At 64.0% G+C, this 12,943-nt stretch carries 15 protein-coding genes; 6 read left to right on the top strand and 9 right to left on the bottom strand.

Translation table 11 applies throughout. The annotated features are described in order from the left end of the window. Nucleotides 1–99: 99 nt before the first annotated feature. Entirely contained in the window at nt 100–630 is a 531-nt protein-coding gene (locus LOY53_RS23935) for a bacterioferritin (RefSeq protein ID WP_027592557.1), read from the bottom strand. A 48-nt stretch (nt 631–678) separates the two neighbouring features. After that, nucleotides 679–1,020, bottom strand: a complete 342-nt coding sequence (osmE, locus tag LOY53_RS23930; RefSeq protein WP_027592558.1) for an osmotically-inducible lipoprotein OsmE — start codon at nt 1,018–1,020, stop codon at nt 679–681. A gap of 123 nt (nt 1,021–1,143) precedes the next feature. On the opposite strand from osmE, the gene LOY53_RS23925 reads away from it, so the two are divergent. Beyond that, a complete protein-coding gene (locus tag LOY53_RS23925) occupies nt 1,144–2,034 on the top strand; it encodes a triacylglycerol lipase (RefSeq protein WP_252825990.1) in 891 nt (296 codons plus the stop codon). On the opposite strand, the gene LOY53_RS23920 is transcribed toward LOY53_RS23925, so the two are convergent. Next, a complete protein-coding gene (locus tag LOY53_RS23920; RefSeq protein WP_258703364.1) occupies nt 2,015–2,908 on the bottom strand; it encodes a DMT family transporter in 894 nt (297 codons plus the stop codon). The genes LOY53_RS23925 and LOY53_RS23920 overlap by 20 nt on opposite strands. 189 nt (nt 2,909–3,097) lie before the next feature. Between LOY53_RS23920 and LOY53_RS23915 the strand changes: the two genes are divergently transcribed. From LOY53_RS23915 to LOY53_RS23905, 3 genes are all read left to right on the top strand, one after another. Beyond that, nucleotides 3,098–3,886: a helix-turn-helix transcriptional regulator gene (locus LOY53_RS23915; protein ID WP_252825988.1), complete on the top strand. Its 789-nt coding sequence runs from the start codon at nt 3,098–3,100 to the stop codon at nt 3,884–3,886. Between the two features lie 63 nt (nt 3,887–3,949). Continuing rightward, entirely contained in the window at nt 3,950–4,234 is a 285-nt protein-coding gene (locus LOY53_RS23910) for a PsiF family protein (protein ID WP_027592562.1), read from the top strand. A 71-nt stretch (nt 4,235–4,305) separates the two neighbouring features. Further along, nucleotides 4,306–5,313: an AI-2E family transporter gene (locus tag LOY53_RS23905; RefSeq protein ID WP_027592563.1), complete on the top strand. Its 1,008-nt coding sequence runs from the start codon at nt 4,306–4,308 to the stop codon at nt 5,311–5,313. Between the two features lie 63 nt (nt 5,314–5,376). On the opposite strand, the gene LOY53_RS23900 is transcribed toward LOY53_RS23905, so the two are convergent. Then, nucleotides 5,377–6,648, bottom strand: a complete 1,272-nt coding sequence (locus LOY53_RS23900) for an Hsp70 family protein (RefSeq protein ID WP_252825986.1) — start codon at nt 6,646–6,648, stop codon at nt 5,377–5,379. A 164-nt stretch (nt 6,649–6,812) separates the two neighbouring features. Here LOY53_RS23900 and cbpA point away from each other — a divergent pair, with 164 nt between their 5' ends. Both cbpA and LOY53_RS23890 read left to right on the top strand, forming a co-directional pair. Beyond that, on the top strand, nt 6,813–7,769 hold the full coding sequence (gene cbpA, locus LOY53_RS23895; protein ID WP_027592565.1) for a curved DNA-binding protein: 957 nt from the start codon (nt 6,813–6,815) through the stop codon (nt 7,767–7,769). A 2-nt stretch (nt 7,770–7,771) separates the two neighbouring features. Then, nucleotides 7,772–8,077 (top strand): chaperone modulator CbpM, encoded by a 306-nt coding sequence (locus tag LOY53_RS23890; RefSeq protein WP_027592566.1) that lies wholly within the window; start codon nt 7,772–7,774, stop codon nt 8,075–8,077. Between the two features lie 126 nt (nt 8,078–8,203). Here LOY53_RS23890 and LOY53_RS23885 read toward each other — a convergent pair whose 3' ends face one another. The 5 genes from LOY53_RS23885 to urtB form a co-directional block, all read right to left on the bottom strand. After that, on the bottom strand, nt 8,204–8,719 hold the full coding sequence (locus LOY53_RS23885) for a GNAT family N-acetyltransferase (protein ID WP_252825984.1): 516 nt from the start codon (nt 8,717–8,719) through the stop codon (nt 8,204–8,206). A gap of 31 nt (nt 8,720–8,750) precedes the next feature. After that, a complete protein-coding gene (gene urtE / locus LOY53_RS23880) occupies nt 8,751–9,449 on the bottom strand; it encodes an urea ABC transporter ATP-binding subunit UrtE (protein ID WP_027592568.1) in 699 nt (232 codons plus the stop codon). A gap of 62 nt (nt 9,450–9,511) precedes the next feature. After that, the gene (gene urtD / locus LOY53_RS23875) at nt 9,512–10,369 is read right to left on the bottom strand and encodes an urea ABC transporter ATP-binding protein UrtD (protein WP_027592569.1); all 858 of its coding nucleotides are present in this window, start codon (nt 10,367–10,369) and stop codon (nt 9,512–9,514) included. Beyond that, entirely contained in the window at nt 10,366–11,445 is a 1,080-nt protein-coding gene (gene urtC, locus LOY53_RS23870; protein ID WP_252825983.1) for an urea ABC transporter permease subunit UrtC, read from the bottom strand. Before urtC ends, urtD begins: the two co-directional genes overlap by 4 nt. Beyond that, entirely contained in the window at nt 11,445–12,932 is a 1,488-nt protein-coding gene (urtB, locus tag LOY53_RS23865; RefSeq protein ID WP_258703363.1) for an urea ABC transporter permease subunit UrtB, read from the bottom strand. Before urtB ends, urtC begins: the two co-directional genes overlap by 1 nt. Nucleotides 12,933–12,943: the final 11 nt, after the last annotated feature.

The raw sequence follows: 12,943 nt of genomic DNA, 5'->3' as shown, positions 1-12,943 counted from the left end.
GCGGCCCATTCGCGGCACAAGGCCGCTCCTACAGGGGAATGCGATCTCCTGTAGGAGCGGCCTTGTGCCGCGAATGGGCTGCAACGCAGCCCCGTACGATTACAACCCTTGCAACAGATCAGACATATCGTCCGCGTGCTCTTCTTCCTGCGCCAAAATGTCTTCAAAAATACGGCGCGTGGTCGGGTCGCTATCACCAATGTACTGAATGATCTCGCGGTAGCTGTCGATCGCAATGCGCTCGGCCACCAGGTCTTCCAGCACCATTTCTTTCAAGTTGCTACCTGCCACGTACTGGGCATGGGAGTTCTTGGTCAGGTTGTCCGGGTTGAAGTCCGGCTCGCCACCCAGTTGGACAATCCGCTCGGCCAGCTTGTCAGCATGCTCGGCTTCCTGGTTGGCATGCTCCAGAAACTCTTCGGCCGCAACGCTGGCCTTGATGCCGCTGGCCATGAAGTAGTGGCGCTTGTAACGCAGCACGCAGACCAGCTCGGTGGCCAGCGACTCATTGAGCAGGCGCAGGATCTCGGTACGGTCGGCGTGGTAACCCTCGGTCACCGCGCCTTGTTCCACGTGCTGACGGGCACGTTCGCGCAGGGTTTTCACATCGGTCAGTTCAACGTTGCTCATGGTTATCTCCAAACGAATCAGGACGGGGGGTCAAGTGGTAACGAAGGCTCACGCGCCGTGGACGGCGTCGCTGTCCTCTTGTCGTTGTTTGCACGTCTTGAAGCCCTTGGCGTCGACATGCCCGGTGGCGTCGAAACGCACGTAGTAGGGCTGCTGTTTGCCGTCGCGGTTGAGGATGTAGTCGTTGCAGGTGCCCCCGTGCGGCAAGTCGATCACGTTCGACGGGCTGCCGCCGATGGCAATGACCTTCTGCATGGTCATGCCGTGCTCGACCTGCTTGACCAGCGGCTCGTCGCGATAGGTGACGTAATCCACCGGGTTTTCCGGGCGGCTGCCGCAGGCGGCCAGGGTTGCACTGGCCAGAAGGATTGCCAGGGTCTGCTTGTACATGGTCCCGCTCCTTGCTCAAGGGTCTGTTCTGGTTTGGAACCGCACGGCGCGCCAGGAGTTCGATTGCGATGGTCATCGAAGCCGCTGTAGTGTGGGCCGTCGTCCACGGAGAGGGGCAGGGCAATGGGGCAGGAACTGGCTACGCGATACCCTGTGGTGCTGGTGCCGGGCATGCTCGGTTTCGTGCGGGTACTGCTTTATCCCTACTGGTTCGGAATCGTGCCGGCCTTGCGCAAGGGCGGCGCGCAGGTGCATGCCGTGCAGGTGTCGCCGTTGCATTCCAGCGAAGTGCGCGGCGAGCAGTTGCTGGCGATCATCGAAGACATCTGCCAGCGCAGCGGCGCGGCCAAGGTCAACCTCATCGGCCACAGCCAAGGCGCCTTGGATGCGCGCTATGCGGCCGCCAAACGGCCCGACCGGGTGGCTTCGGTGACGTCGGTGGCGGGGCCCAACCATGGCTCCGAACTGGCTGACCACCTGGAACGCACTGCGCCGGGCGATTCACCCCAAGGGCGCATTCTCAAGGCCGTGCTGCATGGCGTGGCAGTGCTGCTGGTGTGGCTGGAAACCGGCTGGCGGCGCGACCCGCTGCCCATCGATGTACATGCCTCGCACCAGTCGCTGACCAGCGCCGGGGTGGCGCTGTTCAACCAGGCTTATCCACAGGGCCTGCCCGACACCTGGGGCGGTGAAGGGCCCGCGCAGGTCAACGGCGTGCGCTACTACTCCTGGTCAGGCACCTTGCAGCCTGGCCTGACTGACCAAGGGCGCAACCGTTTTGACGGCAGCAACCGCTTCTGCCGCTTGTTCGCCCGCAGCTTCGTCAAGGAAAAGGGCCACTGCGACGGCATGGTCGGGCGCTTTAGCGCGCACCTGGGGCAGGTGATCGGCGATGACTACCCGCTCGATCACCTGGACATCGTCAACCAGTCGCTGGGGGCAGTCGGCAAGGGCGCCGAACCGGTGCGGCTGTTCACCGAACACGCGGCCCGGCTCAAGGCTGCGGGGCTATGACGCGGCGGCGCACCGGTGTGGTCCAGCGTTCGGCAAGGATCACCCCGGCCAGGGTCAGCAGGCCGCCGATCAGGTGATAGCGGGCCAGTTGTTCATCCAGCACCACGGCGGCGATCAGCGCGGTGACCAGCGGCAGCAGGTTGAAGAACAGCGTGGTACGGCTTGGCCCCAGGCGGTGCACGGCCTGCATCCATACCAGCGGCGCGATCATCGAAGCCAGCACGCAGGCGTACAGCACCAGGCCGACGTTGTGGGCGTTCAGGCCGGTCTTGTCCGACAGCAGGAACAACGGCAGCAGCACGATGATAGCCACCAGCACCTGCAGGTACAGCAGCTGCAAGGGCGGCAGGCGCAATTGCCATTTCTTCAGCAGGAAGCTGTACAGCGCGTAGGCCAGGGTGGCCACCAGCATCAGCAGGTCGCCGCCGTTCAGGCCCTGTTCCAACAGCGCCCCGGGGTGGCCGGCGGAGACCACCTCGAGCACGCCGAAAAACGACACCAGGGCGCCGATCAAGGCGCCGAAGGTCAGGCGCTGGCCGAGCCAGGCGATGGACAGGGCCAGCGACATCAACGGCATCAGCGAGAGAATGATGCCCATGTTGGTGGCGCTGGTGATGCTGGCGGCGAAGTACGCCAGGCTCTGGTACAGGGCCATGCCCAGCACGCCAAGGACGAAGACTTTGCCCAGGTACGGGCGGATGGCGGCGCGGTTGCGCCACACGGCCGGTAGCAGGAAGGGGGTAAACAGCAGGCCGGCCAGCAGCCAGCGATAGAAGCCGATCTCGGCAGGGTGGATGGCACCGGCCGACAGCTTGGTGACGACGGTGTTGCCGGCCCAGATGAGGATGGCGAGGAGGGGGAAGGTGTAGTTCATGTCGCGGTTACTCGGTTTGGCAAGGTTGGGCCTGCTTTGCAGCGCGCAGTTTGTAGGCAGCGCTGTACCTGTAGGAGCGGGCTTGCCCGCGAAGGCCTGTGCAGCAGGCCCCGATAGCCCGCTATTATCCGCTGTCTGTCCGCAAGCCTATACTTGTATCCAGACAACCCACCCTTTGAAGCAGACAGCATGCCGCGCAAATACCTCGACATCCCCGGTTTCGACCTACTCCCGGCGCCGGTGTACTTCCGCCATGACGAATTTGGCGCCGACACCCACAGCGCGCCACACCGCCACACCTGGGGCCAACTGAACTACGCGGCCCACGGCGTCATGCACCTGGACGTCGAAGGCCAGCGCTTTCTCTCGCCGCCGCAGTACGCCGTCTGGGTGCCGCCGGGCACCGAGCATGGCTGTTACAACCCCCAGGCCATCGTCTACCGCTCGGTCTACCTGGCGCGCAGCCTGTGCGCCGACCTGCCGCAACAACCGTGCAGCCTGGTCATCAGCGACATCCTCAAAGCCATCCTTGGCGACTTCGCCCGGCGTGACCTGAAGGTGGCGCAAGATGAACGCGACCAGCGCCTGGTGCAGGTACTGCTCGACCAGTTGCTGCTGGCCCCGACCCAAACCTGCTACCTGCCTTTCGCCCGCAGCGAGGGCTTGGGCCAGGTGCTCGACGCCTTGAGCCACGCCCCGGGTGACAACCGCCCGCTGGCCGACTGGGCCGCGCAGGTGCATGTCAGCGAACGTACCCTGGCCCGCCAGTTTCTTCGCGAACTGGGCATCAGTTTCGGCGAATGGCGCCTACGCCTGCGCTTTTTACGCGCCATCGAGGCGCTGGAAGCGGGCTTGCCGATTCAGGCCATTGCCTTCGACCTTGGCTACAGCAGCGGCTCGGCCTTCATCGCCATGTTCCAGCGCCAGGCCCACTGCACGCCGGAGCAGTACCGGCGCCAGTCGCGGGCTGAGCTGTAAAAATTCTTGTCTACACTCAGTGGCACCACCGCGCATCGGGCGCGGAAACAGGGAGACCACTCCATGAAGCTGTTGCAAATGCCACTGCTGGTGTTGGCTGTGTTGTTCAGCGCGCAAGGGTTCGCCGCCACCGCGCAGCAGGAAAAGATGACCTCGTGCAATGCCGACGCCACCGCCAAAGCGCTCAAGGGCGATGAACGCAAGGCGTTCATGAGCAACTGCCTGAAGAAGAGCGTGCCTGCCACCCAGCAGGAAAAGATGAAGACCTGCAACGCCGACGCCAGCACCAAGGCACTCAAGGGTGATGAGCGCAAAGCGTTCATGAGCGACTGCCTGAAGAAGAAATGACCTGCGCCTATGCCTGTAGGACGAAGGCTGGCAGACTGCGGGTCTTTTCCGTTGTCTGCCCCTGAGGCTGTATGACTTTCACCCCCCGCCAGGTCACCCTGGCCAGCTGGATCATCGTGTTTGCCGGCCTGCTGCTGGCGTTGCCCCTGAAGTTGCTGCCGAGCCTGTTAGCCGGTTTGCTGGTGTTCGAACTGGTCAACATGCTGACGCCACGGCTGCAGCCGCTGATCGCCGGGCAACGTGCGCGTTGGCTGGCCGTGGCCCTGCTCGGCACGTTGGTCGTCACCACCTTGACCTTGCTGATTGCCGGCGCGTTCAGCTTCCTGCTGCACGAGGCAGAAAACCCCGGGGCTTCGCTGGACAAGTTCATGGCCCTGGTCGAGCGGGCCCGTGGGCAGTTGCCGCCGTTCATCGAAGGCTACCTGCCGGCCAGTGCCGCCGAGTTCAAAGTGGCCATCGGTGACTGGCTCAAGAGCCACCTGGGTGAGCTGCAACTGGTGGGCAAGGGCATGGCGCACATGTTCGTCACCTTGCTGATCGGCATGATCCTCGGCGCCATCGTTGCCCTGCAGCGCATCCCTGACATCTCGCGGCGCAAGCCGTTGGCGGCAGCGCTGTTCGAACGCCTGAACCTGCTGGTGCAGGCGTTTCGTAACATTGTCTTCGCGCAGATCAAGATTTCGCTGCTCAACACCACCTTCACCGGCATCTTCCTGGCCGTGGTGCTGCCGCTGTTCGGTGTGCACCTGCCGCTGACCAAGACGCTGATCGTGCTGACCTTCCTGCTCGGGCTGCTGCCGGTGATTGGCAACCTGATGTCCAACACCCTGATCACTATCGTCGGGTTGTCGTTGTCGATCTGGGTGGCGCTGGCGGCGTTGGGCTATCTGATCGTTATCCACAAGGTCGAGTATTTCCTCAACGCGCGGATCGTCGGCGGGCAGATCAGTGCCAAGTCGTGGGAACTGTTGCTGGCGATGCTGGTGTTCGAGGCGGCCTTCGGCTTGCCGGGGGTGGTGGCGGGGCCGATCTACTATGCCTACCTGAAGAGTGAGCTGCGGCGGGTGGAGCTGGTTTAACCCGTACGGGCCTCTTCGCGGGCTTGCCCCGCGAAGAGGCCAGTTCAGGCGGTAGAGTAAACCTCAGGCTGTCCCGTAGCGCTTACGCGCCTCAATCGCCAACCCGCTACCAATGCTGCCGAAGATGTTGCCTTCCACATGCCGGGCGTTGGGCAGCATCGCCGCCACGCTGTTACGCAGCGCCGGGATCCCGCTCGAACCCCCGGTGAAGAACACGGTATCCACCTGCCCTTCGCTGACGCCCGCCTTGTTCAGCAGCTCGCTGACGCTGCCGCGCACGCGCTCCAGCAGGCCGTCGATCGCCGCTTCGAACACGGCACGGGTCAGTTCCGCTGTCAGCTCCGGCTCTACCCGACGCAGGTCGATATGGCGGCTGTCGTGCTCGGTCAGCTCGATCTTGCTGGCTTCCACTTCCATCGCCAGCCAGTGGCCGGCGCGTTGTTCGATCAGCTTGAACAGGCGGTCGATGCCCAGGGTGTCTTCGATGTCGTAGCGCATGTTGCCCAAGGCCAGCTGCGACTTCTGCGAATACAGGGCGTTGATGGTGTGCCAGGTGGCCAGGTTGAGGTGATAGCTGGTCGGCATCAGTGCGCCGCTCTTCATCCGGCTGCCATAGCCGAACAGCGGCATCACGCCCTGCAGGCTCAGTTGCTTGTCGAAGTCGGTACCGCCAATGTGCACGCCGCCGGTGGCGAGAATGTCGCTTTGGCGTTCGGCCACCAGGTGGCGCTCGGGCGACAGGCGGATCAGGGTAAAGTCGGAGGTACCACCGCCGATATCGACGATCAGTACCAGCTCTTCACGGCTGATGCTCGACTCGTAGTCGAAGGCTGCGGCAATCGGTTCGTACTGGAACGACACGTCCTTGAAACCGATCTTGCGTGCCACGTCGGCCAAGGTGTCCTCGGCCTCCTGGTCGGCGGCCGGGTCTTCATCGACGAAAAACACCGGACGGCCCAGCACCACCTGGTCGAAGCTGCGCTCGGCGGCGGTTTCGGCGCGCTTTTTCAGCTCGCCGATAAACATGCCCAACAGGTCCTTGAACGGCAGGGCGCTGCCCAGCACGCTGGTGTCGTGCTTGATCAGCTTGGAGCCGAGCAGGCTCTTGAGCGAGCGCATCAGGCGGCCTTCGTAGCCTTCCAGGTACTCGTGCAACGCCAGGCGACCATACACCGGGCGACGCTCCTCGATGTTGAAGAAGACCACCGAAGGCAGGGTGATCTTGCCGTCTTCCAGGGCGATCAGCGACTCAGTACCAGGGCGGTGCCAGCCGACCGTGGAGTTAGAGGTGCCAAAGTCGATGCCCAGGGCGCGGGCCGGGGATACGTCAGACATGGGAAAAGGGCTTCCGGAGGCAAAACGGCCGCGCAGTTTATGCCAGTTGGCAAGAGAATCAAGACCAGTCGTCTGCCATGCAGCAATCCCAAGTGGGCCTTGAAAGGCTATGCTTGACCCCTATCTTCAGTTGCAACACGCAATTTCACATTGGTGATCCACAGATGGACTTCAAAGACTATTACAAGATACTCGGCGTAGAGCCCACGGCGGATGACAAGGCGATCAAGGCCGCGTACCGCAAGCTGGCGCGCAAGTATCACCCCGATGTCAGCAAGGAGCGCGACGCCGAGGACAAGTTCAAAGAGGCCAACGAGGCCTACGAAGTGCTGGGCGACGCGCAGAAACGTGCCGAATTCGACGAAATCCGCAAGTACGGCGGCCAGCATGGCCGGCCGTTCCAGGCGCCACCGGGCTGGGAAAACCGGGGCGGTGGTGCTGGCGGTGGTTTCGAAGGCGGCGACTTCTCCGACTTCTTCAGCTCGATTTTTGGCGCCCGCGGGGGCAACCCCTTTGGTGGCGCCCGGCAACAGCGCAGTGCAGGCAGGCGAGGGCAGGACGTGGAGCTGGAACTGGCGGTTTTCCTTGAGGAGACCCTGAGCAAGGAATCCAAGCAGATCAGCTTCCAGGTGCCGCAAACCAATGCCGCCGGGCAGCGCACCGGGTTCACCACCAAGACCCTGAACGTCAAGATCCCTGCCGGGGTGACCGACGGCGAGCGCATTCGCCTCAAGGGCCAGGGTGCGCCGGGCAGTGGCGGTGGGCCCAATGGCGACCTGTTCCTGACCATCCGCATGGCACCGCATCCGCTGTTCGATGTCGAAGGTCATGACTTGATCATCACCGTGCCATTGGCACCGTGGGAGGCTGCGCTGGGCACCAAGGTGGCGGTGCCGACCCTGGACGGCAAGATCAACCTGACCATCCGCCCCGACAGCCAGAGCGGCCAACGCCTGCGGGTACCGGGCAAGGGCCTGGCCAACAAGCAGGGCGAGCGCGGCAACCTCTACGCGCAGCTCAAAGTGGTGATGCCGACGGCATCCGACGAGTCTACCCGTGAACTGTGGGCCAAGCTTTCCGAGAAGGCCGCGTTCAACCCGAGGGCACAATGGAGTAAGTGATCATGAGCAGCACCTTGATCGTTCAACTGGACATGCGCACCCTCTGCCAGGAGGCCGATATTACGGCCGACTACGTGATCGAAATTGTCGAACACGGCATCGTCGAACCCTCTGGGCGAACGCCCGAGGATTGGTTGTTCGACGATCAGGCGCCGCTGTTGGCCAAGCGTGCGGCGAAGCTGCACCAAGAGTTGGAGCTGGAGTGGGAAGGCGTGGCGCTGGCGCTGGAGCTGCTGCAGGAAGTGCAGCAGTTGCGCAGTGAGAACAGCATGCTGAAGCAGCGGTTGGGCAGGTTTATCCAGATGTGAAGGTTGCTGGCCCGGCCTCTTCGCGGGTGAACCCGCTCCCACAAGTACGGTACTGGCCTCAGGCCCTGCATGGTCCCTGTGGGAGCGGGTTCACCCGCGAAAAGGCCAGTACAGCCAACATCAATCTCAGGTTGGATCGGCACCCAGGTTCAGCACCAGTTGCATGAAGGTCAGGTCCAGCCAGCGGCCAAACTTCACCCCCACCTGCGGCATCTGCCCGGTCACCACGAACCCCAGCCGCTCATGCAGGCGTACCGACGCCGCATTGCCACTTTCGATCGCTGCCACCATCACGTGCTTGCCACAGCGCCGCGCACGCTCGATCAAGGCGGCCATCAACAGCGGCCCCAAACCCTTGCCGCGCTGGTCGCCACGGATATACACCGAGTGCTCGACGGTATGGCGAAAACCCTCGAACGGCCGCCAGTCGCCGAACGATGCATACCCCAGCACGCCGGTCTCATCCACCGCCACCAGGATCGGGTAGCCCTGTTGCGCACGGGCCTCGAACCAGGCCTGGCGGTTGGCCAGGTCCACCGGGGTTTCGTTCCAGATCGCCGTGGTGTTGCGCACGGCGTCGTTGTAAATGTCGAGGATGCCCGGCACGTCGGCGGGCAAGGCGTCTCGGATTTCGTGGCTCATTGCAGCGTCTCACAAGGTCGATGGGCGCAGATTAAATGGTTACCAGCCCGCGCACACCCTCGGCTTGCATGTTTTCCCCGCGCCCACGCTGGATGATCTCGCCACGCGCCATCACCAGGTACTGATCGGCCAGTTCCTCGGCAAAGTCGTAGAACTGCTCGACCAGCAGGATGGCCATGTCGCCACGCTCGGCCAGGCGCCGGATGACCGCGCCGATTTCCTTGATCACCGAGGGCTGGATGCCTTCGGTGGGCTCGTCGAGAATCAGCAGGCGCGGGCGGCTGGCCAGGGCACGGCCAATGGCCAGTTGTTGCTGCTGGCCCCCGGACAAGTCGCCGCCGCGGCGCTGTTTCATCTGTTCCAGTACCGGGAACAGCTCGTAGATGAAGGCGGGCACTTCGCGGGCCTCGCGGGCGGGAAAGCGCGACAGGCCCATCAGCAGGTTCTCTTCCACGGTCAGGCGCGGGAAGATTTCCCGGCCTTGGGGCACGTAGGCGATGCCGGCGTGGACCCGTTGCTGGGGCTTGAGCGTGGTGATCGGCTTGCCCTCCCATTCGACGCTGCCTTCGCGGGCGGCGACCAGGCCCATCAGGCAACGCAGCAGGGTGGTCTTGCCCACGCCGTTGCGGCCCAGCAGGCAGGTGACTTCGCCGACCTTGGCCTCGAAGGACAGGCCGCGCAGGATGTGGCTGCCGCCGTAGTATTGGTGCAGGGTGTCGATTTTGAGCATGTCATGTCCCTGAGTTTCTTGTTGTGGCTGCACCGGCCTCTTCGCGGGGCAGGCTGTTTGAATCATCGGCCCAGGTACACCTCGACCACGCGCTCATCCGCCTGCACCTGCTCCAGCGACCCCTCCGCCAGCACGCTACCTTGGTGCAGCACGGTCACATGGTCGGCAATGCTCCCGACAAACCCCATGTCGTGCTCCACCACCATCAGCGAATGCTTGCCGGCCAGGCCCTTGAACAGTTCGGCGGTGAACTCGGTCTCGGCGTCGGTCATGCCGGCCACCGGTTCATCGAGCAGCAGCAGTTGTGGTTCTTGCACCAGCAACATGCCGATCTCCAGAAACTGCTTCTGGCCGTGGGACAGCAGCCCCGCCTGGCGCTGCGCCAGGGATTGCAGGCGCAAGGTGGCGAGCACCTCGTCGATGCGCTGCTGTTGCTCACCACTCAGCCGCGCGGCCAGGCTGGCCCACACCGATTTGTCGGTCTTCAGGGCCAGCTCCAGGTTCTCGAACACGGTCAGTGCTTCGAACACCGTCGGCTTCTGGAACTTGCGGCCGATGCCGGCCTGGGCGATCTGGTATTCGCTCATGCGGGTCAGGTCGAGGGTGTCGCCAAAGAACGCGCTGCCGGTGTCGGGGCGGGTCTTGCCGGTGATCACGTCCATCATCGTGGTCTTGCCGGCACCGTTGGGGCCAATGATGCAGCGCAGTTCACCGACGCCGATGTACAGGTTGAGCGCGTTGAGGGCCTTGAAACCATCGAAGCTGACGCTGATGTCTTCCAGGCTCAGCACCGTGCCATGGCGGGTGTCCAGGCCCGCTGTACGGCGGCTGCCCAGGCCGATGGCGTCGCGGCCGGCGCCGAGGTTGTCGAACACCGGTTCAAGCATGAATTCTGGATGCACAGGGGGCACGCCTCTCATGGTTGGCTCCTTTTCTTCAACAGACCGACCACGCCCTTGGGCAGGTACAGGGTGACGAGAATGAACAGCGCACCGAGGAAGAACAGCCAGAACTCCGGGAAGGCCACGGTGAACCAGCTCTTCATGCCGTTGACCAGGCCAGCGCCGAGCAGCGGGCCAATCAACGTGCCACGCCCGCCAAGGGCGACCCACACGGCGGCTTCGATGGAGTTGGTCGGCGACATCTCGCTGGGGTTGATGATGCCCACCTGAGGCACGTACAGCGCACCGGCAAGGCCGCACAGCACGGCGCTCAGCACCCACACCAGCAGCTTGAAACCGCGTGGGTCGTAGCCGCAGAACATCAGGCGGTTTTCGGCGTCGCGCACGGCGGTGAGCAGGCGGCCGAATTTACTTTGGGTCAGGCGCCAACACAGGTACAGGCTGGCCAACAGCAGGCCGACAGTGAGCAGGAACAGCACCGCACGGGTGCCTTGCGCGGCGATGTCGAAGCCCAGGATGGTGCGGAAGCTGGTGAAGCCGTTGTTGCCGCCAAACCCGGTTTCGTTGCGGAAGAACAGCAGCATGCCGGCAAAGGTCAGGGCCTGGGTCATGATCGAGAAGTACACGCCCTTGATCCGCGAACGGAAGGCGAAAAAGCCGAACAGCAGCGCCAGCAGGCCCGGCGCCAGCACCACCAGGCATAGTGCCCAGGCAAAATGCTGAGTACCGGCCCAGTACCAAGGCAGTTCGGTCCACGACAGAAAGGTCATGAAACCCGGCAGCCCGTCCCCGGCGGCCTGGCGCATCAGGTACATGCCCATGGCGTAGCCGCCGAGGGCGAAGAACAGACCGTGGCCCAGCGACAGCAGCCCGGCATAGCCCCAGACCAGGTCCAAGGCCAGGGCGACGATGGCATAGCAGAGGATCTTGCCGACCAGTGTCAGGGTGTAGGCCGAAACCTGCAGGGCATGGTCCGCCGGCAACAACGACAGCAGCGGCAGGGCCAGCAACAGCAGGACGACGACTGCGCCGATGGCCAGCGACAGGCGCGGCCCGGCTTTTTGCGAAGCGGTGACAAGCAGTGGCTGGTTCATCAGTCGATTACCCGTCCCTTGAGGGCGAACAGGCCTTGCGGGCGCTTCTGAATGAACAGAATGATCAACGCAAGGATAAGGATCTTGCCAAGCACCGCGCCGATCTGCGGCTCCAGCAGCTTGTTGGCGATGCCGAGACCGAAGGCGGCCCAGAGGCTTCCGGCCAGTTGCCCGACACCGCCGAGCACCACCACCAGGAACGAGTCGATGATGTAGCTTTGGCCAAGGTCCGGGCCAACGTTGCCGACCTGGCTCAAGGCCACGCCACCCAGCCCGGCGATGCCCGACCCTAGGCCAAAGGCGAGCATGTCGACGCGCCCGGTGGACACGCCACAGCAGGCGGCCATGTTGCGGTTCTGGGTCACTGCGCGCACGTTCAGGCCAAGCCGCGTGCGGTTGAGCAGCAGCCAGGTGAGCAACACCACGGCGAGGGCGAAGCCGATGATCACCAGCCGGTTGTACGGCAGCACCAGGTTGGGCAGCAGTTGAACACCCCCGGATAACCACGCCGGGTTGCTGACTTCGACGTTCTGCGCGCCGAACAGCAGGCGGATGGCCTGGATCAGAATCAGGCTGATCCCCCAGGTCGCCAACAAGGTTTCCAGTGGGCGGCCGTAAAGGTGACGGATCACCGTGCGCTCCAGCGCCATGCCGACCCCGGCGCTGGCGGCGAAGGCCACGGGCAGGGCGATCAGTGGGTAGAACTCGATCGCGCCGGGGGCGTAACGCTGCAGCAGCACCTGGACCATGTAGGTGCTGTAGGCCCCGAGCATGAGCATCTCGCCATGGGCCATGTTGATCACCCCGAGCAGGCCGAAGGTAATCGCCAGGCCCAGGGCTGCCAGCAGCAGGATCGAACCCAGCGACAGGCCGCTGAAGGCTTGGCCGAGCAGTTCGCCGACCATGAGCTTGCGTTTGACCTGGGCAAGGCTGGTTTCAGCGGCCGTGCGCACGGCGGCGTCGCTTTCGACGCCGGGCTGCAGCAGCGCTTCCAGGCGCGTACGGGCGACCGGGTCGCCGGTCTCGCCCAGCAAGCGCACGGCGGCCAGGCGTACGGCAGGTTCGCTGGCACCCAGTTGCAGGTTGGCCAGGGCCAGGCCCAGGGCTGCGTGTACCGCTGCGTCCGGTTCGCCGGCAAAGCGCCGGTCGAGGAAGGCCATCTGTGCGGGTTGCGCGCTCTTTTGCAGTTGCTGGGCGGCGGCCAGGCGAGTGTCGCTGTTGTCACTGAGCAACTGGTGGCTGGCCAGGGCGTTGTCGATCAGGCTGCGCAGGCGGTTGTTCAGGCGCACCTTGCGGGTGTCGCCCTCGGCGATGCGGCCTTGGCGCAGGTTTTCCAGCAGCGGCAGGCGCGCGGCATCGGGTTGGGCTGCCCAGCCTTCGAGCAGGCGGGCTTGCTCGGCGGGCTTGGCGGTGAGGAAGAATTCGCCCTCGCTGGCCTGGGTTGCCAGGGGCAGCAGGAGCAGCAGGGTGAGCAGGAGTCTGAGCATGCGGGTAATCC

The organism is Pseudomonas sp. B21-031 (genome assembly GCF_024748985.1).
Taxonomy (GTDB): Bacteria; Pseudomonadota; Gammaproteobacteria; order Pseudomonadales; family Pseudomonadaceae; genus Aquipseudomonas; species Aquipseudomonas kermanshahensis.
This window is presented reverse-complemented; position numbering and strand designations above follow the sequence as displayed.